Annotated in this window: 28 protein-coding genes and 1 rRNA gene; 16 read left to right on the top strand and 13 right to left on the bottom strand. The window is 44.4% G+C overall.

What is annotated here, in order from left to right; all coding sequences use genetic code 11:
* On the top strand, window positions 1–212 hold a 212-nt coding region (locus F6K64_RS35545; RefSeq protein WP_353815532.1), incomplete at its 5' end, for a hypothetical protein.
* Here F6K64_RS35545 and F6K64_RS35540 read toward each other — a convergent pair.
* Window positions 196–273 (bottom strand): DUF2281 domain-containing protein, encoded by a 78-nt coding sequence (locus tag F6K64_RS35540; RefSeq protein WP_229414730.1) that lies wholly within the window; start codon window positions 271–273, stop codon window positions 196–198. The two genes, F6K64_RS35545 and F6K64_RS35540, sit on opposite strands and share 17 nt — an antisense overlap.
* A 221-nt stretch (window positions 274–494) precedes the next feature.
* On the opposite strand from F6K64_RS35540, the gene F6K64_RS35535 reads away from it, so the two are divergent.
* The 6 genes from F6K64_RS35535 (at window position 495) to F6K64_RS35510 (ending at window position 6,670) form a co-directional block, all read left to right on the top strand.
* Entirely contained in the window at window positions 495–650 is a 156-nt protein-coding gene (locus F6K64_RS35535; RefSeq protein ID WP_287267852.1) for a hypothetical protein, read from the top strand.
* Window positions 647–994 (top strand): DUF4351 domain-containing protein, encoded by a 348-nt coding sequence (locus F6K64_RS35530; RefSeq protein WP_287267850.1) that lies wholly within the window; start codon window positions 647–649, stop codon window positions 992–994. Before F6K64_RS35535 ends, F6K64_RS35530 begins: the two co-directional genes overlap by 4 nt.
* An 11-nt stretch (window positions 995–1,005) precedes the next feature.
* A complete protein-coding gene (locus F6K64_RS35525; RefSeq protein ID WP_287250898.1) occupies window positions 1,006–1,146 on the top strand; it encodes a hypothetical protein in 141 nt (46 codons plus the stop codon).
* A 366-nt stretch (window positions 1,147–1,512) separates the two neighbouring features.
* Complete coding sequence (locus tag F6K64_RS35520) at window positions 1,513–4,800, top strand: CHAT domain-containing protein (protein WP_502708099.1); 3,288 nt, start codon at window positions 1,513–1,515, stop codon at window positions 4,798–4,800.
* Between the two features lie 33 nt (window positions 4,801–4,833).
* Window positions 4,834–5,193 (top strand): hypothetical protein, encoded by a 360-nt coding sequence (locus F6K64_RS35515; RefSeq protein WP_287267846.1) that lies wholly within the window; start codon window positions 4,834–4,836, stop codon window positions 5,191–5,193.
* On the top strand, window positions 5,186–6,670 hold the full coding sequence (locus F6K64_RS35510; protein ID WP_287267844.1) for a hypothetical protein: 1,485 nt from the start codon (window positions 5,186–5,188) through the stop codon (window positions 6,668–6,670). Before F6K64_RS35515 ends, F6K64_RS35510 begins: the two co-directional genes overlap by 8 nt.
* A 267-nt stretch (window positions 6,671–6,937) precedes the next feature.
* On the opposite strand, the gene F6K64_RS35505 is transcribed toward F6K64_RS35510, so the two are convergent.
* Window positions 6,938–8,197, bottom strand: a complete 1,260-nt coding sequence (locus tag F6K64_RS35505) for a uracil-xanthine permease family protein (protein WP_008188666.1) — start codon at window positions 8,195–8,197, stop codon at window positions 6,938–6,940.
* Window positions 8,198–8,377: 180 nt separating this feature from the next.
* On the opposite strand from F6K64_RS35505, the gene F6K64_RS35500 reads away from it, so the two are divergent.
* The gene (locus F6K64_RS35500; RefSeq protein WP_008188665.1) at window positions 8,378–8,800 is read left to right on the top strand and encodes a type 2 periplasmic-binding domain-containing protein; all 423 of its coding nucleotides are present in this window, start codon (window positions 8,378–8,380) and stop codon (window positions 8,798–8,800) included.
* A gap of 202 nt (window positions 8,801–9,002) precedes the next feature.
* Entirely contained in the window at window positions 9,003–9,233 is a 231-nt protein-coding gene (locus F6K64_RS35495) for a hypothetical protein (RefSeq protein WP_154659926.1), read from the top strand.
* Here the strand turns inward: F6K64_RS35495 and miaB are convergent.
* Window positions 9,174–10,520, bottom strand: coding sequence for a tRNA (N6-isopentenyl adenosine(37)-C2)-methylthiotransferase MiaB (miaB, locus tag F6K64_RS35490; protein WP_008188664.1), 1,347 nt, complete (start codon window positions 10,518–10,520; stop codon window positions 9,174–9,176). The genes F6K64_RS35495 and miaB overlap by 60 nt on opposite strands.
* A 528-nt stretch (window positions 10,521–11,048) precedes the next feature.
* Between miaB and F6K64_RS35485 the strand changes: the two genes are divergently transcribed.
* Window positions 11,049–11,240, top strand: a complete 192-nt coding sequence (locus F6K64_RS35485; RefSeq protein ID WP_008188662.1) for a hypothetical protein — start codon at window positions 11,049–11,051, stop codon at window positions 11,238–11,240.
* A gap of 88 nt (window positions 11,241–11,328) precedes the next feature.
* Here the strand turns inward: F6K64_RS35485 and F6K64_RS35480 are convergent, their stop codons facing one another.
* Together F6K64_RS35480 and gloA are read right to left on the bottom strand one after the other, a co-directional pair.
* On the bottom strand, window positions 11,329–12,753 hold the full coding sequence (locus F6K64_RS35480; protein WP_008188659.1) for a carotenoid oxygenase family protein: 1,425 nt from the start codon (window positions 12,751–12,753) through the stop codon (window positions 11,329–11,331).
* A 253-nt stretch (window positions 12,754–13,006) separates the two neighbouring features.
* Window positions 13,007–13,435 (bottom strand): lactoylglutathione lyase, encoded by a 429-nt coding sequence (gene gloA, locus F6K64_RS35475; RefSeq protein ID WP_044494940.1) that lies wholly within the window; start codon window positions 13,433–13,435, stop codon window positions 13,007–13,009.
* 391 nt (window positions 13,436–13,826) lie between these two features.
* Here gloA and F6K64_RS35470 point away from each other — a divergent pair, with 391 nt between their 5' ends.
* Together F6K64_RS35470 and F6K64_RS35465 are read left to right on the top strand one after the other, a co-directional pair.
* On the top strand, window positions 13,827–13,976 hold the full coding sequence (locus F6K64_RS35470) for a hypothetical protein (protein WP_154659925.1): 150 nt from the start codon (window positions 13,827–13,829) through the stop codon (window positions 13,974–13,976).
* A 2-nt stretch (window positions 13,977–13,978) separates the two neighbouring features.
* Complete coding sequence (locus F6K64_RS35465; RefSeq protein WP_008188655.1) at window positions 13,979–14,482, top strand: ATP-binding protein; 504 nt, start codon at window positions 13,979–13,981, stop codon at window positions 14,480–14,482.
* Between the two features lie 316 nt (window positions 14,483–14,798).
* Here F6K64_RS35465 and F6K64_RS35460 read toward each other — a convergent pair whose 3' ends face one another.
* From F6K64_RS35460 to F6K64_RS38615, 3 genes are read right to left on the bottom strand one after another with little or no spacing between them, the layout of a single operon-like run.
* The gene (locus F6K64_RS35460) at window positions 14,799–14,936 is read right to left on the bottom strand and encodes a hypothetical protein (protein ID WP_154659924.1); all 138 of its coding nucleotides are present in this window, start codon (window positions 14,934–14,936) and stop codon (window positions 14,799–14,801) included.
* 12 nt (window positions 14,937–14,948) lie between these two features.
* Window positions 14,949–15,614 carry a hypothetical protein gene (locus F6K64_RS35455; protein WP_008188653.1) on the bottom strand — a complete coding sequence of 222 codons (666 nt, stop codon included), beginning with the start codon at window positions 15,612–15,614 and terminating at the stop codon, window positions 14,949–14,951.
* A 24-nt stretch (window positions 15,615–15,638) separates the two neighbouring features.
* The gene (locus F6K64_RS38615) at window positions 15,639–15,929 is read right to left on the bottom strand and encodes an RpnC/YadD family protein (RefSeq protein ID WP_008188651.1); all 291 of its coding nucleotides are present in this window, start codon (window positions 15,927–15,929) and stop codon (window positions 15,639–15,641) included.
* 334 nt (window positions 15,930–16,263) lie between these two features.
* Here F6K64_RS38615 and F6K64_RS35450 point away from each other — a divergent pair, with 334 nt between their 5' ends.
* Complete coding sequence (locus tag F6K64_RS35450; RefSeq protein WP_131827069.1) at window positions 16,264–16,512, top strand: hypothetical protein; 249 nt, start codon at window positions 16,264–16,266, stop codon at window positions 16,510–16,512.
* Here F6K64_RS35450 and dtd read toward each other — a convergent pair.
* From dtd to F6K64_RS35435, 3 genes are all read right to left on the bottom strand, one after another.
* Window positions 16,501–16,962 (bottom strand): D-aminoacyl-tRNA deacylase, encoded by a 462-nt coding sequence (dtd, locus tag F6K64_RS35445; RefSeq protein ID WP_008188648.1) that lies wholly within the window; start codon window positions 16,960–16,962, stop codon window positions 16,501–16,503. The genes F6K64_RS35450 and dtd overlap by 12 nt on opposite strands.
* 345 nt (window positions 16,963–17,307) lie before the next feature.
* Window positions 17,308–17,793 (bottom strand): hypothetical protein, encoded by a 486-nt coding sequence (locus F6K64_RS35440; RefSeq protein WP_008188646.1) that lies wholly within the window; start codon window positions 17,791–17,793, stop codon window positions 17,308–17,310.
* Window positions 17,794–17,797: 4 nt separating this feature from the next.
* Window positions 17,798–18,622: a hypothetical protein gene (locus F6K64_RS35435; protein ID WP_008188644.1), complete on the bottom strand. Its 825-nt coding sequence runs from the start codon at window positions 18,620–18,622 to the stop codon at window positions 17,798–17,800.
* 531 nt (window positions 18,623–19,153) lie between these two features.
* On the opposite strand from F6K64_RS35435, the gene eno reads away from it, so the two are divergent.
* The gene (gene eno, locus F6K64_RS35430) at window positions 19,154–20,452 is read left to right on the top strand and encodes a phosphopyruvate hydratase (protein ID WP_008188642.1); all 1,299 of its coding nucleotides are present in this window, start codon (window positions 19,154–19,156) and stop codon (window positions 20,450–20,452) included.
* 277 nt (window positions 20,453–20,729) lie between these two features.
* Here the strand turns inward: eno and argC are convergent, their stop codons facing one another.
* Window positions 20,730–21,788, bottom strand: coding sequence for an N-acetyl-gamma-glutamyl-phosphate reductase (gene argC / locus F6K64_RS35425; protein WP_008188640.1), 1,059 nt, complete (start codon window positions 21,786–21,788; stop codon window positions 20,730–20,732).
* 329 nt (window positions 21,789–22,117) lie between these two features.
* On the opposite strand from argC, the gene F6K64_RS35420 reads away from it, so the two are divergent.
* Together F6K64_RS35420 and ribBA are read left to right on the top strand one after the other, a co-directional pair.
* Window positions 22,118–22,348, top strand: a complete 231-nt coding sequence (locus tag F6K64_RS35420; protein ID WP_287252779.1) for a hypothetical protein — start codon at window positions 22,118–22,120, stop codon at window positions 22,346–22,348.
* Window positions 22,349–22,697: 349 nt separating this feature from the next.
* A complete protein-coding gene (ribBA, locus tag F6K64_RS35415) occupies window positions 22,698–24,377 on the top strand; it encodes a bifunctional 3,4-dihydroxy-2-butanone-4-phosphate synthase/GTP cyclohydrolase II (protein ID WP_008188638.1) in 1,680 nt (559 codons plus the stop codon).
* Window positions 24,378–24,542: 165 nt separating this feature from the next.
* Here the strand turns inward: ribBA and rrf are convergent.
* Window positions 24,543–24,660, bottom strand: a 5S ribosomal RNA gene (rrf, locus tag F6K64_RS35410).
* Between the last annotated feature and the right edge of the window lie 7 nt (window positions 24,661–24,667).

Below are 24,667 nucleotides of genomic sequence, written 5' to 3'. Positions count from 1 at the left end.
TGCTCTTATTGTCTATTGCCTATTGCCTATTGCCTATTGCCTATTGCCTATTGCCTATTGCCTATTGCCTATTGACTATTGCCTATTGCCTATTGCCTATTGCCTATTGCCTATTGCCTATTGCCTATTGCCTATTGCCTATTGCCTATTGCCTATTGCCTATTGCCTATTGCCTACTCCCTACTCCCTGCTCCCCTACATATATTCCTTAAAATCGTCTAAGGGTTCATCAAAATCATCAGGTAATGGTAGAACAAAGGTTCCTTTTAATATACCTGAACGACGTTTATTGCTAGCATATATAAAAACAGGGGCGAAACCGCGCCTATTCTAAATTATCTTGAATTACCAATTCTAAATTCTACATTCTAAATTCTAAATTCTAAATTCTAAATTCTACATTCCCAATTCTAAATTCTACATTCCCAATTCTAAATTCTACATTCTACATTCAGAAACCTTGCTATCCCAAGTAGCAGCCAGAATCGATATCATTGAAGAGCGATGCAGCGCGGTCTTGGGGAGCCAGTGCGGTCTTGGGGGTTCCCCCCATGAGCAACTGGCGTGGTTTCCCCCATGAGCGACTGCATCAAGACATAGACAACAGCAGCGTAACCTATCTGCTTGCGTGCAACTGTTGGCTGGGGTGAAATTTGATGAACAGTTAATTCAAGCTTATTTTCGGGAGGATATGATGCAAGAGTCAGTAGTTTATCAACGAATTATTCGCCAAGGATTAGAACAAGGATTAGAACAAGGATTAGAACAGGGATTAGAGCAAGGATTAGAACAGGGATTAGAACAAGGAAAGCGCAATGAAGTGAATTTAATTATCCGTCTACTTAACCGTCGCTTAGGTGAAATCAATCCCCAATTACAAAATAAAATTGAGGAATTATCCTTTCAGCAGTTGGAGGATTTAGGAGAAGCGTTGTTAGATTTTGAAACGGAAGTGGATTTGACCAATTGGTTGAAGCAGTTTAGGGATAAGTAAGATCCGGTTAGGTGTCGCACTCAGCTATCAGCTATCAGCTATCAGCTATCAGCTATCAGCTATCAGCTATCAGCTATCAGCTATCAGCTATCAGCTTTTTAAGAAAACAAGTAAGCATTCTTTTAATCTTTGTTACGTCAGCTGACGGCTGACGGCTGACGGCTGACGGCTGACGGCTGACGGCTGACGGCTGACGGCTGACGGCTGACGGTTAACCACTCATATAGAAATGCTCCCTATTTTATAAAAACTTCACCCAATTGAAAAATGCTATAATTTATCAGGTTCTGCCTCTTGCCTTTCCCTAAGGGATATAGCGCTACGCGCAAGTTAGAAGTAAAAAGTCAGAAGTCAGAAGTAAGCTATGACTAAGTTAGGGTGCCCGTAGCCCATTAGCACCTCAAGTAGCGTGGGCGTAGCGCTTAGGCTGAATACTTAAATTGGCAGTGGCGGAAGATTGGTAAATCCAGGGTGCTTTCAATAAGTCTATTTTTTGAATAACTATTGTAGAGCAGTGGATGGCAATGACTGACAATACATCTGATGCCCAACTCGACTTTCTGTTAGAGGTACTAAAAGCAATTGCTTCCAGTAATGGTAATCAGCAGGTAGTTGAGAAATTACTGGAAGCAAATACAGATAAACTTAATCAGACCTTAGCAGATAAATTGCGGGATTCGGCAACAACTACTCTTGAAGAATTAAAACCAGATCAAGCCACATCCCTAGCAGCAAATATTGTTGAATTTAGCAAAATAGTAGCAAAATTATCCTTGGGTGACAAAGCTAGCAATATAGAAATTGCCATCACTGGCTATGAAGTCGCACTAACTCTTTACACCCGTGAAGATTTTCCGTTTGATTGGGGATTAACTCAAAGGAATCTTGGAAATGCTTACTTTAACAGAATCACAGGTCAGAAAGCAGAAAACCTTGAAATTGCCATCGCTTGTTACCAATTGGCTTTAGAAGTACACACCCATGAAGCTTTTCCGGTTGAATGGGCAAAGATTCAATACAATCTCGGTCTTGCTTACTCTAACAGAATCACAGGTCAGAAGTCGCAAAACCTAGAAGAGGCCATCGCTTGCTACAAATTGGCAGAAGTACGCACCCGTGAAGCTTTTCCTGAAGATTGGGCAAATACTCAATTCAGACTTGGGCTTGCTTACCGTAACCGAATAAAAGGAGAGAAAGCAGAGAATATAGAAGAAGCCATCGCTTGTTACCAAGAAGCTCTTAGAGTCAGAACCTTTGAGGCATTTCCAATTGATTGGGCAATGACACAATATAATCTCGGTAATGCTTACGGTGACCGCATCAAAGGTGAGAAAGCAGAGAATATAGAAGATGCGATCGCTTATTACCAAGAAGCTCTTAGAGTCAGAACCTTTGAGGCTTTTCCTGAAAAATGGGCAAATACACAAAATAATCTCGGAAATGCTCACTCTAACCGAATAAAAGGAGAGAAAGCAGAGAATATAGAAGATGCGATCGCTTGTTACCAAGAAGCTCTTAGAGTTCATACCTTTGAGGCTTTTACTTATGATTGGGCATCGACACAAAATAATCTCGGTAATGCTTACCGTGACCGCATCAAAGGAGAGAAAGCACAGAATATAGAAGATGCGATCGCTTGTTACCAAGAAGCTCTTAGAGTTCATACCTTTGAGGCTTTTACTTATGATTGGGCAAGGACTCAAAATAATCTCGGTAATGCTTACGGTGACCGCATCAAAGGTGAGAAAGCACAGAATATAGAAGATGCGATCGCTTGTTACCAAGAAGCTCTTAGAGTCAGAACCTTTGAGGCATTTCCAATTGATTGGGCAATGACACAATATAATCTCGGTAATGCTTACGGTGACCGCATCAAAGGTGAGAAAGCAGAGAATATAGAAGATGCGATCGCTTGTTACCAACAGGCTCTTAGAGTTTTTACCTTTGAGGCATTTCCAATTGATTGGGCAAGGACACAAAATAATTTCGGTGCTGCTTGCTATCAAGGAATAAAAGGTGAGAAAGCAGAGAATATAGAAGATGCGATCGCTTGTTACCAACAGGCTCTTAGAGTTTTTACCTTTGAGGCTTTTCCCCAAAACTATCTACATACTAACCATAACCTTGGTTTTGCTTACCGAGATGCTCAAAATTTACCGGAAGCTTACAAGGCTTTTGATGCTGCCATTAAAATAGTAGAATTCCTGCGAGATGAAATTATTTCTGGTTCTGGAGTAGAAGAATACAAGACTAAACTAGCTGAAGAGAACCACCGAAGCTATGGAGGCATGGTAGAAGTTTGCCTAGCCTTAACTAAAATCACTGAAGCCATTGACTATGTTGAACGGAGCAAAACCGGCAATTTAGTTGAAGAGATTCTCAGCCGTGACCTGAAAACTATCTTTCCTGTAGATGTTGCTACTCAACTAGAAAAATACAGGGATGAAATAGCAGCAGGTCAGAACCAAATCCAACAGGGAAAAGCTGACAATCCAAAAGTGTTAGCACAACGTCTTCAAGAATTGCGACAGCAGCGCAATGATTTACAAGACTACTATTTCCCTATCGGTTCTAGGTTTAAGTTTGAGCAATTTCAGCAGAAGCTGGATCACCACACTGCCATTGTCGAGTTTTATATTATAAGGGATAAGCTGCTCAGTTTCATCTTTACCGGTCAAACCCAGCAGCCTATCGTTTGGGAATCTGAGCCAAAAGACTTTTACAAATTAATAAAATACCTCAAAGGCTATCTCATAGCCTACTATACCAAAAAATACCATTGGCAACGCCGTCTGAATACTCGCCTCCATCTGTTGGCAAAAATTATTCACATAGATGACATCATTCAGCAAATCCCCGAAAAATGCGATCGCTTAATTTTAATCCCCCATCGCTTTTTACATTTATTCCCCCTTCATGCCTTACCGATTACCAGTCAGCAGGGAGAAGGTAAACCTAAAATTCTAATGGATCGCTTTCCAGCAGGGGTAAGTTACGCCCCTAGCTGTCAACTACTCCAACTTACTCAAACTAGACAACGCCCAGAAGAGTTTACCCACCTGTTTGCGGTTCAAAATCCGAATGCTAATTTACCTTACACTCCTATCGAGGTAGAAGTAATTAAAGGCTACTTCAATCCACCACCAGATACAGAAGTTCTTGTGGAAAACGCTGCTACCAAAGCCGCCATCGATAGCAAACCTCTCAACAGTTACCACTGTTTACATTTTAGTTGTCACGGTTACTTTAATTACCAAGAACCCCGGAAATCCGCTCTAATTCTGGCCAATGTCCAACCGACCTCTGCTGAAACCAATCCGGAGCGCTATTTACGGATAAGTGAAGAGGAAAAATATGACCTAGACCAATGTTTAACTATCGATGATGTCTTTGAGTTACAATTAAAACAATGTCGCCTGGTCACCCTTTCCGCTTGTGAAACTGGATTAATTGATTACAATAACATCAGCGATGAATACATTGGGTTACCCAGTGGTTTCCTAGTGGCGGGGAGTCCAGCAGTAGTTAGTAGCTTGTGGATGCTAAACGATTTATCGACAGCGTTGTTGATGATTAAATTTTATCAGAATCTGCGAGAGCAGATACCTTTAGCAGTTGCCCTTAACCAAGCGCAACTCTGGCTGCGGGATAGCACCAAAGAAGAATTAGAGGAGTGGGCAAGCCATTTGCCCTTGATTCTGAGTCACCAAGAACAGTTAGGCGACTGGTTTTATAAGCTAGATTCTATGGAAAAACCTTTTCATAACCCCTACTATTGGGCAGCTTTCGTTGCCATTGGCAACTAGTAGTTTATAGTAATTAAATTGGGATATTTTAACATGACATTTGCACAAAAAAACGTTAAAGCGTTTATAAAGTTACTAAAAAATAATCCAGACCTGTTGAATACTCAAGACAGACAAACTCTCTTGGACAAGATTCCAGAAGATTTTCAAGAAATATCCAAATTACTATTAGATTGGTGCAATAAATTACCAGAAATTAATACTGCTTTGCAGCAAGTACGTAGAAGTCTCCCAGATGATGAACCAATTGGTGAGAGGCCAGCTGCAGCCGCTTTCCCCACTGCAGAAACTAAAGCTGAGTATGAAAAGAACTTGAAAGAAGAACTACTCAACGCTCTCCGTCAGAGTTCTCCCCCAGAAACCGAAAAACCCAACACTCCCACTGATGACTGATACCGCCTTGCGACTCAAAAACCCCAGCGTCACCCTTTATGCTTTTCATCTCTGCCAAGACTTAAGCCAAGAACTGGAACAGTTGCGACCGGATGCGGATCAGTTGTGGCAACACTGTGCTAACCTCAGCCAACCCCTAGGTATCCCAGACCTGAAATCTTTACCGGAAAAAATACCATCCCCTCTAAGCGAAACAGGGAATACTCCCTTAACCTACACTGCACCACTGCAACTAGCAGGCTCTCCCCTAACGGTCCAGGTCTATCCGGCTAAAATTCATGATACTTATGCCGTTGACCTAACCCTGTATTGCCAGAATACTACTGTTGCAGCTAGTGAATTTAGTCACTTCAATCCCCAAGGGTGCCTCCTAGCCAGCAACATTCAAGCTTCCTTGGGACAAACCTTAGTGCTCTATGGCGAACCCGTGGGCACTCTTGAGGAAGATAGAAAGTTAGCCGATGCCTGTGTGGATGCTTTTTTCCAGGGAAGCGACCAAAAACCGCAGTTTATGGCATCTGGGCAGTTATTTGGTAGTCCAATTTTTGCCTATGACAACCGTAAGGAGAAACCAACGGAGCAATGTCACCTTCTGGTCTGGTTAAACCGTAACCCAGAAACCTCAAAGCTGGTTGAAAAGACTTCCTTGTCTTTTTTCAATCTGTTGTGCTGTCGCAGTAAAATCCTGTTTGCTTATGATCAAGCCCGTTGGTGTTATCGCCAAACTAGAGCACTCTATAGCCAACTGGAACAAGAGGTTAAAGGCTTCAAGGAATTGCCAAGGGAGCCAGAAACACGGCTAGAGCAACTGAAGCAGAAACTGACGGAGATGCCACCCAAGACCTTTGAGTATGCTGGTTATCTGCGAGACATGGAGGACCACAAAAATGCGATCGCTACCAATGACTACAACTATGACTACTGGCTAAACAAAATCTGTGAACATAGCCTCGAAGACGATACTATCAAGTTTTTGGAAGACTTCTTCAACCAAAGAACTAAACGGTTTAAAAAACAGATTGAAACCGACCTGAATTATCTCAAACCCGGTCAGCAACTATTTGACCAGATGCTTGGTAGTATCCGAGGCATTGTGGACATTGAGCAGGCAGAATGCGATCGCGCTTTGGAAAAAGCCCTCAGAGATAAGGAGAAAGCTGCTGAAGAACGAGAAAAACAATTAGAGTCAATTCGGCATCAGGAACAGAAAGCTGCTGAAGAACGAGAAAAACAATTAGAACGTTGGATTGCCCTGGTCGGTACTGGTTTAGCAGTTAGTGGTATTTCGTCCCAAACTGCTGCTAAACCGGTAGAGTCTATGATCACCCAACTATACCCGGAACAATCCTTAGATTGCCCCACTGCTGGTGTTACACCTTGCTTGATTTACACTCTCGTGTTTGTGCTATTTCATGTAGGAGTTGGTGCGATCGCTGGGTTAATTATGGATCGAATTATCAAATTGGTATCAAAATGAGTACTCAAGGGAACAGGGAATAGGGAATAGGGAATAGGGAATAGGGAATAGGGAATAGGCAAGAGCCAAGAGGCAAGAGCCAAGAGCCAAGAGGTAAAAAATCCTGTGTACCTCATTAGCCTATAAACCGCTATATATAGCACTACGCATTCAGATGTTTGACATTGTCTTGATGCAGTCGCTCCTAAACTCCGAAACGTGAGTCTAGCTTACTTCTGACTTCTGACTTCTGACTTCTGACTTCTGACGCTAAGCGTAGCGCTATAGCTATTTGTCTGGAAGTAGCCCATTTAATAACACCCCAAGAATACTAGAAAGTCCAATCCCTTCCAAGGCAAACCCTCCTGCATTGACGCTCATTCCCCCTACCCCTAGCATTAAAATTACAGCAACGATCACAAGATTACGGGATTCTAATAAATCTGCGCTAGAGCGAACAATACTGTTCATCCCAATCACCACAATTGTGCCAAATAAAATAATTAAAATTCCTCCCATTACTGGCACAGGAATAGTTTTTAAAAGGGCTTCTAACTTTCCTAAAAAAGAGAGTAAAATAGCGATAATAGCTGCCCAGGTCATAATCGCTGGATTAAAGGTTTTTGTTAAGGCAACTGCCCCTGTAACTTCCGAATAGGTGGTGTTGGGAGGACCCCCAACAAAAGCCGCCAATGTTGTTGCTAATCCATCCCCTAACAGGGTGCGATGTAAACCGGGTTCTTGAAGATAATTATTTCCAGTCACAGAACTAATGGCTAACACATCCCCAATATGTTCAATGGCAGGAGCGATCGCAACGGGTACAATAAATAAAATTGCTGGTAAACTAAAACTGGGTCTGGTAAATTCAGGTATTTGAAACCAAGGAGCTTGACTAACAAGTGTAAAATCCACCATCCCTAACGGTAAAGTTACCAGATAACCGACTCCTATCCCCATCAAAATCGGAATTAATCGTAAAAAACCCCGCCCTAAAATGGCAGTTAGCATCGTGGCTAATAGAGAAATCATTGCTACACTAATTGCCATCCCTTCGCTGTATCCTTCCCCAGCTTCTGATGCCATTTTTACAGCAGTTGAAGCTAAACTCAGACCAATCACCATAATCACTGGTCCGGTGACAATCGGGGGTAAAATACGGGTAATCATACCCGAACCGCGCCAAAAAATAATTAGACTTAAAATCAGATAAACAATGCCAGCAGCTGCAAGTCCAGATAAGGTTGCAGGCAAACCATATTTCTGAACACTCAAGGTGATGGGGGCGATAAAGGCGAAGGAAGAAGCGAGATAAACGGGAATTTTACCCCCCGTAACCAGTTGAAAACATAACGTTCCCACACCAGAAGTAAACAGGGCAACATTCGGGTTTACTCCCGCTAAAATGGGGACTAACACCAACGCACCAAAGGCAACAAACAGCATCTGTGCCCCGAGGAGGATATCTTTAAAACGGAAGTTATAAACTGTTGAAACTGTGCTAGATTGAAGGTCTGGGTTTGGTGAATGTTCAGGGAATTCACTCATGAGTTGCGGACGCTTTTGTCAATTGCTTAAAAGTTATCTTACACTGAACTCAGTCAGGAAGCATGGAAATTATTCCATATCATAACTCGGGATTGATTCAGTAATTCCTCAAGGGACATTACCCACCAAAGCTGATAGAATTCCAAACAACTAGCTTATAACTTGATAATTACAAAAAACATGGAACAGAAAGCAACTGCGTCTACTAAACTAGTCACCGGTAACTTTGTGGTGATCCAGGGAGATATCAATCGCAGAATTGGCGATGGTGGTGCTAGCCTCTGGAAAAAGACCTTCAACACAGGGGGACGCTACAAGGGCGGCGCTGCGATCCTGATGTTGATGGTTAAGGGATTGACAGCAACCGACAGTGATGCAGAGGTCAAAATCAATGGTAAAAGTGTAGGGAAGATCTACTCCTACGAGGGAGCTAATCCGAATCACTGGTTTACCCAAATCATTAACATTGGTGCTGGCATCCTGAAGGATGGGGATAATGAGCTGGAGGTTGAAGCCGTAGATTTGCCAAACCCCTCTGCTGGCGACCTCTATAACGATTTTTATATACGGGATGTGGTTTGCTTCTTCCAGCGGGAAGATTAGGAAACGTCTTTTATAGCAACGGAACTATAGTTTAGGACATACTTTTTGGTGTGAAGGGAACAGCGGATCCCCCCTAACCCCCCTTACTAAGGGGGGAAGGGAAAGCGGATCCCCCCTAACCCCCCTTACTAAGGGGGGAAGGGAAAGCGGATCCCCCCTAACCCCCCTTACTAAGGGGGGAAGGGAATAGGGAACAGGAAGTGTGGGAAGTGTGGGAGGTGTGGGAGGTGTGGGGAGTGAGATGAGTAAGTGGCTCCCCAAGACCTCACTGCATGGTTACTCCCGATTCCCGATTCCCGATTCCCGATTCCCGTTCCCCTCCTGGGAGGGGTTAGGGGTGGGTTCCGATTCCCGATTCCCGACTCCCGATTCCCTATTCCTCTACTCGCTCACCAGTCAAGCTAAAGGCACGAGCTTCGGTAATTTTAACTAGAACTAGCTCACCTTTAAGGTGATTAATATCCCCAGAGAAGAACGTGAGACGATTTCCTTTGGTTCTGCCCATCACTTGAGTATTGTCTTTGGGATTCTGGTCTTCCACCAGCACTTCCTCAATCCGTCCCAGATAACGTTGCGATCGCTCAGCTGCTTTTACCGCAACTAGGTGGTTGAGACGTTGAAGGCGATCGCATTTGACCTCCTCAGAGAGCTGATTTTCCCACAATGCGGCTGGTGTGCCAGGACGAGGGGAATAGGCAGCGGTATTGAGCTGGTCAAAGCCAATATCTTCTACTAGTTTTAGGGTATTTTCAAATTGTGCTTCCGTTTCCCCAGGAAAGCCCACAATCGCATCTGCACTAATGGAGGCATCGGGCATATAGTCCCGAATGGTATTAATAATCCGGCGATATTTCTGGTGGGTATAGCCCCTTGCCATAGCTTTGAGAATATCGTTATCCCCAGATTGGAAGGGAATGTGGAAATGTTCGCACACTTCCGGCAACTCATGACAGGCGCGGATCAGCCGTTCTACAAAGTAGCGGGGGTGACTAGTAGCAAACCGGAGCCGCTCAATGCCTGGCACATTGCTAACATAATACAGTAAATCTGTCAAGGTGTGCTGATGCCGCCCCGATTCAGTCACCCCTGGTAAGTCACGTCCGTAAGCATCAATATTTTGTCCTAATAGGGTGATTTCCTTATAGCCAAGCCGTCCCAACTCCTCCATTTCTGCCCGAATCGCTTCTGGAGTACGGGATTGCTCTAAACCTCGGACATTGGGCACTACACAGTAGCTGCAGCGTTCGTTACACCCATAAATTATATTTACCCAGGCGCTAATGCTGCTGTCCCGTCTTGGTTTAGTGATGTCTTCAACAATATGAATTGGTTCTGTAGCAACTAGCTGGTTGCCATCAAATACCTGGTCTAGCAAATCCCCCAAACGATTGGCATGTTGGGGTCCCATGACTAAGTCAACTTCTGGGACTCGCCGCAGCAGTGCTTCTCCCTCCTGTTGTGCCACACAACCAGCTACTACCAAGGTCAGGTCTGGTTGTTGGTGTTTGCGCTTTGCCTGTCTTCCTAGGTAGGAATAAACCTTTTGCTCAGCATTATCTCGAATGGTGCAGGTGTTGTAGACAATTAAGTCAGCCTCGTTGGGATTTTCTGACCACTGGAAGCCGATATCCTCCAGAATTCCAGCCATCCGCTCGGAGTCGGCTTTGTTCATCTGGCAGCCAAAGGTGGTGATATGGTAGCGGCGGGGAAATGAGGTCATCTTACGTTAAACAGCTAAGGATTCGATCAGGGGATCTTCTCTAATTATAGATTTCTCAGACCTACTCCTCTTTATCATTTCTCAGCCAAACCTAAATTACACCCCTAGACCAAACCTATAGATATAGCAGTCGCCAGGGCAGTTAGGACATCGACATTAGTCTCAAACCTAAGTAAGCGCAAGAGTTTGACTTCTGACAAATGACTTCTGACAAATGACTTCTGCTATAGTTGCCAGCATTTTTCTCTAATCAACATTTTATTAACCAAAATTTTTGTCTGGTTGCTTTACCTTGCTTGACTATTTAATCATATCCGTAAATACACTTATTTTAAACATAAAGCTATTTGTATAAATCCCTAAAATCATCGTTTTTTGTTGGTTTTTATTAAGTTAAAATAGTGTGTTTTTTGCTGGTTTTATTATTTTAATATTTTTTGATTAATTTAGTTTTTATTGAAAATTCATGCTGATTTTGCTGGAAAAGTTTTGAAGTAATGAGTAGAAACTTTGAGCAAGGTCACCACAATGGGTTTTCAAAGATATATCTTTTTGTCTACTCTGCTAGTTACAGTTTTAGGAGGTAATTTTTACTATGGTGAGTCTAGTTTTGGACAAGGGTACCATTCTGATTCGGTTTACCAGCAATTACTAGCTGTACAGGAAGAAAGTTGTCCTCCAGGAAGCGGACGGCGAGAGACTTCTGATTGTTTAAATTGAAAGCCTTTATCCTTAAAAAAATGGCTATATACTGCTGGAATTGATAACTACAGTTCAGGTGAATTTATCAGGTAAATTTAAAAGATAACTACCTGGATTTCCACTGACCATGAAAGCTTAAGGGGATAACCTTTGGTAATCCCAGACGACATATCGGTTCTTGATTTAGGGTGTTTCTACCAAATACCATCACTTCACTAGTATCAGAATTACCGTCATACACCACTGTTAATATCCAACCCTGGTCAGGATTCAGGCTATCCGTTACATAGACTGGTTCCGAGGGATAGCGATTTTCTCCTAAATCAGCCACAATCAAGGTGCCAGTTTTGTGGTCAAAACATCCAATTGCACCCAATAATTCTTTACTAATATCGACGACTTCGCGATGTACTGATAAATAAGTATGAAGTGAGTATTGTCCTACTCGCTGTTGCGGCACTACAGGAAATTCACAGCTTCTATCCAACAACTGTTGTAACTGCACGACCTGACCAGTGTCAGGATTCAGTCGGGCTTGCCACAGGGTTCCTTTCGCTTCGGTCTTAGTTTGACCAGTGGCAACTTCTTTCAAATACTGATTGGTCTGAAAGTCAGCATAACGGACAAAATCAATCACGATCAAGCCATCTTTCTCCACATAACCATTGCTGAAGTGCCACTGATACCAGGGTTCTGCTTCACCGCGACTGACTACACTAAGGCTGTCACAATCTACAACAATAATTTGGGTTGACTTATTTGGGTGCCACTCCATAGCATCACCATAGCTGCACCAACCTAGAGCTACTTTTAGGAAATTCACTCGCACTGGGGGTACAAAAAATACTAGATACGGCCCTGCCAGAACAAAATCATGGATGAAGGGCAAACCCTCTAGCTGTACTGACCCTTGTTTGATAATTTTGCCAGTGGAGTTGCTCTTGTAAATGTTGAGTCTGCTATTAAGTTCAGCCGTCAGTCCAAAGTTGAAAATCTCTCCAGTTTTGGGATCAATCTTGGGATGGGCAGAAAAGGTTGCTCCCTGGGCTAGGCCAGATAAGTCATCAGTGCCTCTGGTTTCTAAGCTCTGGAGGTCTAAGGCATGGGGATGACCACCTTCCCATAGGGCTAACAATTTATCAGGTAATGGTAGCACTGAGGTATTGGCAGCATTTTTAACTGGCTTACTCCAGCGTTTCCAGATTGGTCCTGGTGTTGTCATGCCATAGTTGGGGTACAGTAATTTGTCAGCAGCTGCTTCTGCTTGATAGCCAGAGGTTTGGACGTAGCGATAAACTCCTGTGGCACCAGCAGGGGTGAAATGTACTGCTAAAATCGCCCCATCACCATCAAACCAATGTCCAACAGCTACACCACCTCGCTCTAACCGTGCAGGACCATTTCTATACAGAGAACCTCGCAACCCTTCTGGGATTTGGCCAGAGATGACCGGGAGGGCAGTAGGCGGAAATTCAGTTGCCGGTTTTGCGATCGCATTCGCCCAGCCTTTTGTTGTAGATGCTTGATTCATCGTTGCTATAGCAGTTGTCAAAGGGAGCAGGGAGCAGGGAGCAGGGAGTAGGGAAGAGTGTGGGGAGATGGGGAGATAGGGAGATAGGGAGATAGGGAGATGGGGAGATAGGGAGATAGGAAACATTTTTATAGCTTTTCTGATATTTACCAGGTAAACTCAATGTTCTTAGCCCGATTCCCGATTCCCGATTCCCGATTCCCGATTCCCGATTCCCAACTCCCGATTCCCGACTCCCGATTCCCGATAGTTATTACCCAGCTACTGCTGTCGCTTCTGGTTTCTGGGCAGACTCCTGATCTTTGCGTTGGATCAGTTCAATCTTGTATCCACTCGGGTCTTCCACAAAAGCAATCACTGTTGAACCATGCTTCATCGGTCCTGGCTCCCGCACTACCTTACCACCAAGGGATTTAATTTGGTTGCAGGTTTGGTAGATATCGTCTACACCAAGGGCAATATGACCGAAAGCATCCCCGATGTTGTACTGATCAACCCCCCAGTTATAAGTTAGTTCAATAACTGTGTTGTCAGATTCATCCCCGTAGCCTACAAATGCTAAGGTAAATTTTCCCCCTGGATAGTCCTTCTGACGGAGCAGCTTCATGCCTAGGACATCGCAGTAAAACTTGATCGATTCCTCAAGATTGCCGACTCGCAGCATTGTGTGTAGCATTCGCATTAGCTTAGTGTCTCCTCTTGAATCTAGCTAATTCGGTTCTATTTTATAGCAGTTGTTAGAGGGAGCAGGGAGTCGGGAGTCGGGAATCGGGAGTCGGGAGTCGGGAATCGGGAGTCGGGAATCGGGAATCGGGAATCGGGAAAAAATCCTGTTTACCTCATAAGTTTTGATATCTGAAATATAATTGAGAACCCAGCGCTATACCTCGAATTGTGATCAAGGTCGGGTTTGGAGGTCTCTCTACTATACATGGCAGAGTTTAGCAGTTTCTTGTGTCTACAATAGAGTTGATTATTCCACAGTTCATGTAGTGCGATCGCATAAGCGCGGAAGCTGAGGCCGTAGGCCACGCTATGCGAACGCTTCATCGCGTGACTCGCATAGCGGCTCAATGCGCGCGCATCGCATTTTCCGATTCCCGATTCCCGATTCCCGATTCCCGATTCCCGATTCCCGATTCCCGATTCCCTTAAACCCCATAACCTTTAACCTTCAACCTTCAACCTTCAACCAATTAACCTTTAACCCGATTCAACCCTAAACATGGTCACTTGGGATCCCTATCTAGCATCAATCCCTAAAGAGTACGACCAATGGTGGCAAGTTTATACCCTCACCGATGTCGAAAACCGCAAGCGCAAGGAGCAGCAACAGACTCCTGGGCTGTTTAACTTTAACCTAATGGTGCAAACCATCAAGTCCGAGCAGCCACAAAGATACCAGCATCCGGAAGAGACTCAGCGGTTGCCTGTCCTAGAAGGATTGCAGAAGTATGCTGGTGACCATGTCTTGCTGGTAGGACGTCCGGGTTCAGGCAAATCCACAGCCTTAGTGCGATTGTTGGGGGATGAAGGGATACAAGGAAAAATTCCGGTGCTGGTGGAACTGCGATATTACCAGACATCGGTGCTGGAGTTAGTACGGAATTTTGTGAAACGCCATGGTGTACTGCTGGACTCCACGGAAATTGAAAGACTATTGTTTAGACTTCGCGGCAGTTGTCGGGAACAGGGAACAGCGGATCTGGGAACAGTGGACAAGAATTGACGCAAAGCGATGCAGAGGTGCGACCCGTGGCGAATTTAATTCGCCTACGGAAAGCGCACCTAAGTGGTCTTGGGGAGGCAGCGCGGTCTTGGGGGTTCCCCCCATGAGCGACTGCCGTGGTTTCCCCCATGAGCGACTGCATCAAGAACACTATTAGAAAAATACTTTTGCAAGAGGTCTATTGATGGACAATTCTGGTTACTGAGCGATGGCGTGAACGAGCTACCGTCAGCAGCAGGATACCAAGATTTGACTCAGTTTCGGAGGGATTACCAGAAGACTCAGGGTCCCGGACTTGGTGCTTTGGATCATTATTTCATTGACTTGTAGAGAGTCGGGAGTAGGCGGGAGTGATGTGGAATGGGCATCTTGCCCGTTTCCTGGTATCACAAATGCGAACGCGCCCCGCGTGACCAAAGGTCAATCGCGTAGCGTGGCCTACGGCCAATCGCATCTGTGATAGTGCTCAATTCTCCTGACTAACCTGATGTTGTGCCAATAGCTGCTCAAATTCCTCAAGGGAGTTACTCTCAAGAGAGTGATCAATCAACTGTTCCAACCCAGAGATATCGTCTATGCCATTAATCGCTGCCACCAATTCCGGTGATACCGATTCAAAGCGCTTTTGTAAAATTTTAACTACTGTCCCTTGAAAGCTTTTCCGAGATTGTTGAAGTCCTTGTTCCAGACCCCTTTTCATTGCCCTTTCTGACCCTCGACTAATTAAAGGCATCTGTCTTTCCTCCTGATAACGTTCGAGTTCTTGATTCAGCTCCTGTTCTAACTGTTCCGGTAAAGCCATCATCTGGTCAATACATTGGAATAGCTTCACTATATCGTTTTTACTATAACCTTGTTCAAAAAGTATCCGAATCAGGTACCACTTCCATCGCTTGCGCTCCATCGGTTGTTTATGGGTGGCTTTGGTTTTTAAATGAGCCATCACCACTACTGCAAAGGGATTGGTACTCGATTCCAACACCTGCCACCTTGACTCATAGTTGAGTAATTTAACTATGGGAAATTCTAGACTCAGGCGACAACCTCCCAATCCATATTCATAGGACGATGGAGACCAAGACGCATTCTCATCCCCCAATACCGCTAAGCTAATCACAGGTTTTTCGTACAAGTCAAATGCCCTGTAATGATATTGCTACATTCGCTTGGCAAAGGTTGATTCTTTTTGGCTTTGTACCTCTACATGAATCAACACCCAAGTTTCATTGCCACCACAGAGCCAGACCTGGAATAATTTATCAGCGATCCGTTTTCCTGACTCGGCAGCACCAACTATCTGCTGTAGCTCTGTATCAAGGGATTGGGGTGTCTGATTCCAATCAATCAGAGTGTGAACTTCGGGAAAACAAAACTGTAAAAATGACTCAAAATAGGCTTGTAATGCTTCTTTACAAGGATTGTCATAGTCAGCTATTGGTTCGTTCATTTCTATCTTTTAATACTACACTAATACTAAAAAATATCTAATCATAAAGAGACAAATAATCTTATTTATATCATAGTAGTAAATGTAGAAATTTGTATATAAAAATATAAGACTATGGAGAGATTAATACTAAAATTACTGAAAGCAATCTCTAGGATTTATAACTTAGGTTAAGTACACAATTTTAAAATTTTATGGAAATTGTTCTAGTTCCTGGTAACCATGACCTGAACTGGACACTAGCAGAGGAGGCTGATCAGTAATGCGATCGCATAAGCGCGGAAGCTGAGGCCGTAGGCCACGCTATGCGAACGCTTCATCGCGTAGCGGCTCAATGCTCACGCATCGCATTACTGACTTTGGATTGATCGAACAACTGGCCGTTGCTGGATTTCGCTTCTTCCTCCACGGACACATTCACAGAGCCGAAACCAGCCTTTTCCGTTACGACAAAAGCCGATATGGGAGCAAACTCGACCAAATTTGTGCTGGCACCTTTGGCGCACCACTTAGTCATCTCACTTCCCACACTCCCTGTTCCCAGATCCGCTGTTCCCTATTCCCTGTTCCCTTACCTTACTGATGCCTCTTTCTCCAACAACAGTGTCACAGGACCATCATTTTCTATAGAAACTTCCATCATCGCACCAAACTCACCAGTTTCTACCCGTAAGCCACTCATCCGTAACTTATCCACAAATAGTTGATATAATCCCCTAGCGTATTCTGGAGCAGCGGACTTACTAAAGGAAGGGCGGCGTCCTTTGCGACAATCTCCGTAAAGGGTAAACTGGCTAACCACCAATAGCTCACCACCTATATCCTGCACGGACTTTTCCCAACGGTCATTACCAGTAGTCTCGTCAGCAAATAGCCTTAATTCTAGACACTTTCGCACCATCCAGTCTAACTCAGCTTCCGTATCAGTATCCGCAATACCGACTAGTAGGTTAAGCCCTCGCCCTATTTTCCCAATCACTGTTGTTTCTACTTCGACTTGAGAGGATTTGACTCGTTGGATGATTACGCGCATATGTAGCAGTTCTCAATTGGCTGAGGTACAAATTTTTGGGTTTTAGGGAACAGCGGATCTGGGAATAGGGAACAGGGAGCATACAGGAGTTAAGAGAAAAGTCGGCAGTCGAAAAAAATTTTATGGACCTCATTAGATTATAAAACAATACGAAAGGCCATTTTAATAAAAATGGATTTTTTTAATCCATAAAAGCTTGATTTAGTAAGCTTCAGAGCAATTATTTTATACTCATTTATAATCGCCACACTAGGCCACCATTTATTCCCGATTCCCGATTCCCGATTCCCGATTCCCGATTCCCGATTCCCAGATCCGCTGTTCCCTCTTAAAAACTTATGATACCTACAAACTAATTAACGATAATACCAAAAGAAAGCCAATTTCTAACAGATAAGTAATGCAAACGCTACGGTTTAATAAACCATCCCAAAGATAACCTTGGCGTTTCGGAGCATTACTGCGCTTAAAGGTACGACTCCAGCCAGTAAAAATAGCTGGACTGCGCAAGTTAAACTCCTGAGTCAAAATTTCCTCAATTTGTCCCAAACGGGGATAGAAACCGCGCTGGAAGTGCTTCCATTGACTTTCCAGAATCCAGAAAAACAGGGGAATAGCACACCCAATCAGGGCGATGCTATTCTGTTTCTCTTTTAAGACCATGCGCACAACCACACCAGTGGCCGTAATCCCCAAGGCTTTAATCACCCAGATTTGTTTGTTGTAATCTTCTACAGTAGTTTGCAGGAAAAAATATTCCTGTTTGAGCAGATTTAGCTCGAATTCTGAGCCCGATGGGGGTTGGGGGTCGATGGGTGATGGACTAGACATAACGTTAGTGTTCAAGTAACACAAAGTGTTTGTTGTGCAAAACCTTTTGCATCGCTTCCATCTGAGCTTTGGCCTGTTGCAGCTGACTTTGAAGTTGCTGAATATCTTCCGATGGTAATGATGTTACTTCAGAATAGGATTGAAACCCAGTATGGGTTTGACCATTACCGACACCAGGATGCGTTCGCGTAGCGTGACCGTAGGTCAATCGCGTAGCGTGACCGTAGGTCAATCGCGTAGCGTGACCGTAGGTCAATCCCATGTACTCAACGGTTTTGGCTGGCCCCTTCACCGCAGATTTAGCTACTGGTTGATATTCTCTCGACCGAGTCTTAGTCACCAGTGGTTCACGGTTTGACTGGAAGCTAGAACTAGTATATACAGTGTAGTTAATTGGCTGCTGTGGCAATTTCTGATTGTCTATCTGATTGTCTATCTGATTCTCGATCTGATTTTCTAAAGGCTTATGTTGAGTAAGGTTCTGCTGGGATTCTGAAAGCCTAAGTTTTTCTAATAATTCTTCCTTTTTTTGACTTTGTTGTGCTAAATCTGATAACTGTGACTGAAGTTGGGATGACTGTTGAGCAGACTGTTGCCATCCTGCTATGGCGACACTGGCCATACCAGCTCCCAGGCTAATCACCGTTGCTAAGGTCAGGTAAGGCGTTGCCGCATCTCGCACATGACCGTAGAATAGTTGCTCCTCCTGTACTTTAATGGATAATGGCTGAGCACCGAACCAGCCTACGGGTAACGTCAGCCCAGCAAATACTGTTGCTGAAATCAATGCTGGTCTAAACACAAATTTCTGAAGTGGGGAGGAAATCATAGATGATATTATTGCCCTTAACAACAGGTCAGTAAGAGTCCCGAAACCCTAGTCATCTTAACTAGTCTTCCCCTAGCTTATTTAAAATAATTTTGGTTAGTTGTGAGCCAACTCTAAAATAATTGTGATTATTTTCAGCAATTTTCGTGAGCCATATCACAATTAGTATGGTCGAAATATTTAGGGCGATTATATCAACAATACTATAGGTATAGAAAACTATGTAGTGTTGATGTTCCAGACCTTAAAGTGGCATACTCTCATCGTAAGAATTAAGTTATCAGCACCCAGTTATCAGCACTAACTAGTCAGTTTTTAAACCATGGCTGTTCGCGTAGCGTGCGCGTAGCGCTTAAGCTGATAGCTAATAGCAGATAGCTCAGATAGCAGATAGCTCACAGCTCCTAAGGGCTGAGATGGCTGACATCATTGATTAACTAGGAGATTGAAAAGAAGTGACATTCCTTTCTTATCCTAGAGCGATTTAACGATTAAGGCAGTTGCAATCTTTAGATAATTAGAGGAAAAAGCATGTTGACTAAATCAGAAACTGCAATTGCGGCAATTGATGCCAGAGAGATATTAGATTCTCGTGGACGTCCAACAGTAGAAGCCCAAGTGCGCCTTGTGAACGGTGCCGTGGGAATTGCCCAAGTTCCCAGTGGTGCTTCTACTGGTACTTTTGAAGCCCATGAACTACGAGATAATGACCCCCGTCGCTACGGTGGTAAAGGGGTACTCAAGGCAGTATCGAATATCAAAGAAAAACTCGGCCCAGACCTATTGGAAAACGATGCTCTCAACCAAATGTTGGTTGACCACAAGATGATTCATCGGGATGGTTCGGCCAACAAAAAGACTATGGGAGCAAATGCCATCCTAGCTATTTCCCTAGCTACAGCTAAGGCGGCGGCGGCCAGTAAAGGACTCCCCCTCTACCGCTACTTAGGTGGACCACTAGCTAATCTACTACCAGTTCCGTTGATGAATGTGATCAACGGTGGTGCTCATGCGGATAATAATGTAGATTTTCAGGAATTCATGATTGTGCCAGTGGGAGCGAAGTCGTTTCGAGAGGCTCTGCGCTGGGGAGCTGAGGTTTTTGCCGCCTTGGCTAAGGTTTTGAAAGAGAAAAAATTGCTTACCGGTGTGGGAGATGAAGGTGGCTTTGCTCCCAACTTGGGGTCAAATAAAGAAGCGCTAGACTTATTGATTGCGGCTATAGAAACATCTGGGTATAAGCCAGGAGAACAAATTGCTTTAGCGATGGATGTGGCAGCCAGCGAGTTCTACAAAGACGCTCAGTATGTCTATGATGGACAGCCTCACTCTCCAGAAGAGTTTGTTAACTATCTAGCTGAGTTGGTGGGGCAATACCCAATTGTTTCTATTGAAGATGGACTCCACGAAGAGGATTGGAGTAATTGGCAGTTGCTCACTGAAAAACTGGGTTCCCGTATTCAGTTAGTGGGTGATGACCTATTTGTTACCAATCCCACCAGGCTACAAAAAGGTATTGATATCGGTGCTGGTAACTCGATCTTGATTAAGCTCAATCAAATTGGTTCCTTGACCGAAACTCTTGAAACTATTGACTTAGCAACTCGCAACGGTTTCCGTTCCGTGATTAGTCACCGTTCTGGGGAAACCGAAGATACTACTATTGCTGATCTAGCGGTTGCTACTCGTGCCGGTCAAATTAAAACAGGTTCACTGTGCCGTAGTGAACGGGTGGCTAAGTATAACCAGTTGCTGCGGATTGAAGATGAATTAGGCGATCGCGCCATTTATGCTGGAACTTGTGGCATGGGACCGCTGTGTCAGGGTTGAAGGTTAGGAGGTTGAACGCGATTGCGTGGCCAATAGCCTAAGGTTAGGAGGTTGAACGCGTAGCGTGGCCTATTGGCCAAGGTTGAAGGTTATTTGGTTAGGAGGTTGAAGGTTATTTGGTTGAACGCGACGCCCGTGCCTATTGGCCAAGGTTGTTCGCCTTTGGCGTCCCTTGTAGGGTAGGTTGAAGGTTATTTCGTGGGGAGTGTGGGAGGAATGGTTTTTTCCTATCTCCCCTTACATCTGGTGTCTTCTGCACATCCGTCCCACAACCGATTCACGGATAAAAACTCAGTTGAGGCAAGCCTAGGGTTTCGTCCCAACCCATCATCAGATTCAAGCACTGTACGGCTTGACCAGCTTGACCTTTGAGCAAGTTGTCGATGGCTGACATAACGATAACTCGATCAGTTCGGCTATCGACTTCTACCCCTATGTAACAAAGATTAGTGCCACAAGCCCACTTGGTTTGGGGATAGGTGCCACTGGGTAACACCCGGACAAAGGGAGAGGCGCGGTAGAAGGCTGTGTAAATAGTGAATAAATCTTCCCTGACTAGTCCCGGATCCTGCAATGTGGCATAAACGGTAGCTAGGATTCCCCTTACCATGGGAACGAGGTGGGGTGTAAATTGCACCCTGACTTCGTGACTGGCTAAATGACTGCAAATTTGCTCAATTTCTGGGGTATGGCGGTGATGGGTCACGCCATAAGGGGCTAGAGAGCTGTCAGCTTCTGCTAGTAAGAGATTGGTTTTTGCCTTGCGTCCACCCCCAGAAGTACCGGATTTGGCATCGATAATCGCAGTGTCTGGAATAATCAGACCCTGTTTGAGCAGGGGAGCAATGGCGAGCAGGCTGGTGGTGACGTAGCAACCAGGACAACCGACTAACTCGGCAGAGGAAATGCGATCGCGATACAGTTCCGGTAAACCATAAACAGCAGTAGCAGCGGTTTCTTGGTCGTGGCGCTCTCCACCGTACCAGCTTTTGTAAGTCTCAAGTTTACTAAATCGATAGTCAGCTGAGAGATCGAGAACTTTTAATCCTTTTGATAACAGTGATGGTGCTAGCTTATGGGCTAAACCGTTAGGCAACGACAGAAACACTACCTGACAACGGGATACAATAGTATTTATGTCAATAGGCTCAATGGTTAGATTAACACGATGGCCTAGATGAGGGTAAAGCTCGGCAAATCCCTTGCCAGCACTGCTTTCTCCACCCAAATAAACTACATCGACTCCTGGGTGATCCATCAAGAGCCTTACAAGTTGTACGCCACCATAACCAGAAGCACCAATTATGCCTACTGGCAGGCGTTCTAAATCCCCCATCATCTTCCTTTCCTATAGGGTAAGAGCTTTGACATCCTCCCCCACTAAGGGCTAATTGCTGGCTCAGTGGGAGATTTTCAACCTTGGGCCTGATTATACACCTGCTTGCGGGACTCTTGACTAGACCAAGAACAACCTCAGTCCCCGTCAGACCCTCTCCACAGGCATTTTCATTCACTGTCTTGGGAACAGTGGCTCAGTTTTCTACGTCCTGTTTTAGCACTATTTGTGCAGTTGCCACATCTGTTAGTCAATCCGATCACTAACAAAAATTATCCCCTAGCAACGGTTCGTTAAAACTGACTAAGTTTACCCTAATCCCTCAGTTATTGGCAACATTTGAATGGCACAAGACCAGTTGTGATTTCGTAAGCATTCAGCTATCAGCCCTTAGCGGTCAGCTTAAAACAAGCTATCCGGCTGACCAGTTCAACGGACTCAAAGCCAAAGACTATAAATTCCTCGCTCAGGGGAGGGAACTGATATTAAACGAATACTTACCTGTTTCATTCAAAAGCACCATCTGTAGCACCATCTGTAGCGCCTTAGCTGATACCTGACGGCTGAATGCTTACGTGATTTTCCAAATCACAAGGCGCTGACATCGGAACCTGCTTCTGGTGATTAAAAGCCTGGTCTATCTACCAAGCCAGCAGCCGAACTTCGATAGACTATACTAGAAACCAAGAACATCTAACCGGGTGCATCGAATATTTGTAAAAAAGGAAGTGTGGGGAGGGGGGGGAGTGTGGGAAGTGTGGGAATTTTCGGGGCAATTTTTGCCTAATTTCAGGCATTGAGATGCACCCATCTCACCTCATGTCAAGTGTCAAACTTGGGAAAATGAGCTATAATCATTCTCCCATTGATTTCAAGCCCATTCAATAATTAAACAAAAGCAGCAAGCAAGTGGAATCACCCAAAACTGATGTGTATAAGTTTGATAGCATTGATGATGCTCTGGCAGACCTGAAATCAGGTCAACCAGTGGTGGTGGTTGATGATGAAAATCGGGAAAACGAAGGAGACCTAATTTGTGCTGCACAATTTGCTACCCCTGACATGATTAATTTCATGGCAGTGGAAGCACGAGGGTTGATTTGTCTGGCGATGACAGGGGAGCGCTTGGATGCTCTAGACCTTCCCCTAATGGTGAGTAACAACACGGACACTAACCAGACAGCGTTTACCGTGAGCATTGATGCAGCACCCCACTTAGGGGTGACCACTGGTATCTCCGCTGAAGACCGTGCTCGTACTATCCAGTTTGCGATCAACCCAGTAACCAAACCCAGTGATTTGCGACGACCTGGTCACATTTTTCCCCTCCGTGCTAGAAAGGGAGGCGTATTGAAGCGGGCTGGTCATACGGAAGCAGGGGTTGACTTATCAAGATTGGCAGGTTTATACCCAGCGGGTGTGATCTGTGAAATTCAAAATGCTGATGGCTCCATGGCTCGCTTGCCAGAGTTGATTGAGTATGCCAATAAGCATCAACTCAAAATTATCAGTATTGCTGATTTAATCAGTTACCGCCTCAAACATGACCGCTTTGTTTATCGAGAATCCGTTGCCCAATTCCCCAGTAATTTTGGGAATTTCCAGATTTACGCTTACCGCAACACGTTAGATCACTCGGAGCATGTTGCCGTTGTAAAAGGAGACCCGACTCAGTTCAAAGACCATCAAGTGATGGTGCGGATGCACTCAGAATGTTTAACGGGAGATGCCTTGGGTTCTCTGCGCTGTGACTGTCGAATGCAACTACAAGCTGCCCTGAAAATGATTGAGAATTCCAGTGAGGGAGTCGTGGTTTATTTGCGGCAAGAAGGCCGAGGGATTGGTTTGGTGAATAAGTTGAAAGCTTATTCCTTGCAAGATATGGGACTGGATACCGTAGAAGCAAATGAACGTTTGGGATTCCCGGCTGACCTGCGAGACTATGGCATGGGAGCACAAATTCTCAATGATTTAGGAGTTAAGAAAATTTGCTTGATTACCAATAATCCTCGGAAAATCGCTGGTTTAAAAGGTTATGGATTGGAGGTAGTCGATCGGGTACCATTGTTGATTGAAGCTAATGACTACAATTCTAGCTATCTGGCAACTAAGGCACAGAAGCTGGGTCATTTGCTGTTGCAGACCTATTTAGTTACGGTAGCGATTCATTGGCAAGACCAGCCCCAGCAGGTGACAGAACGTTATCAGCGTTTAGAAAAGCTAAGGTCTCTAGCTCATAGTCAGAACTTATTATTGCAGGAGGAGTCACGACCTGTAGCGTCCGCAGTTTTTGAGAAACCTGCTTTAATGGTACACTTAGGGTTTGATCAGCCTGAGCTAGCAGCACTAGATTGGTACGAATCTAGTGACCATCCCTATGTTAATGCGATCGCTAATATTTTAGACAGCGTGATTGAATGGCCTGAGCTAAGATGCCTGGAATTTCTAGTCTCTTCTGGACACGATCCACTGACTAGTTTACAAATACTCTTAGACCGAGAGAAGTTTCCCTTGACTAAGCGACCATCTTCAGTGTGTGAGAATTTAACGACTCAGAAAATTTATAGTTTTGATCGCTCCATGGAGTAATATCAATTATTGCTTTTAGTCATTAGTTATTACTTATTTGTTAACCCAACACCCATGCTAATGATTTAATCTCTTTTAATTTCTTTGGTTGCTTGATATAGAAAAAGCCTCTTGCCAGTTTAGACAAGAGGCTTTTTCTATTAACTATTATTAAAATAATATATATCCTGGCACTGAGCTATTTTAGCAGGCAGCTACCCACCAACTATCTTCGCCGCAGCTACGTTTCACCTCCGAGTTCGGGATGGGGTCGGTGTGGTTCCGTAGCGCTATAAGCACCAGGAAGTGGT

The organism is Moorena sp. SIO3A2, from assembly GCF_010672265.1.
Taxonomy (GTDB): Bacteria; Cyanobacteriota; Cyanobacteriia; order Cyanobacteriales; family Coleofasciculaceae; genus Moorena; species Moorena producens.
Note: the sequence above shows the minus strand (reverse complement) of the source record. Positions and strands in the feature narration are given on the sequence as shown.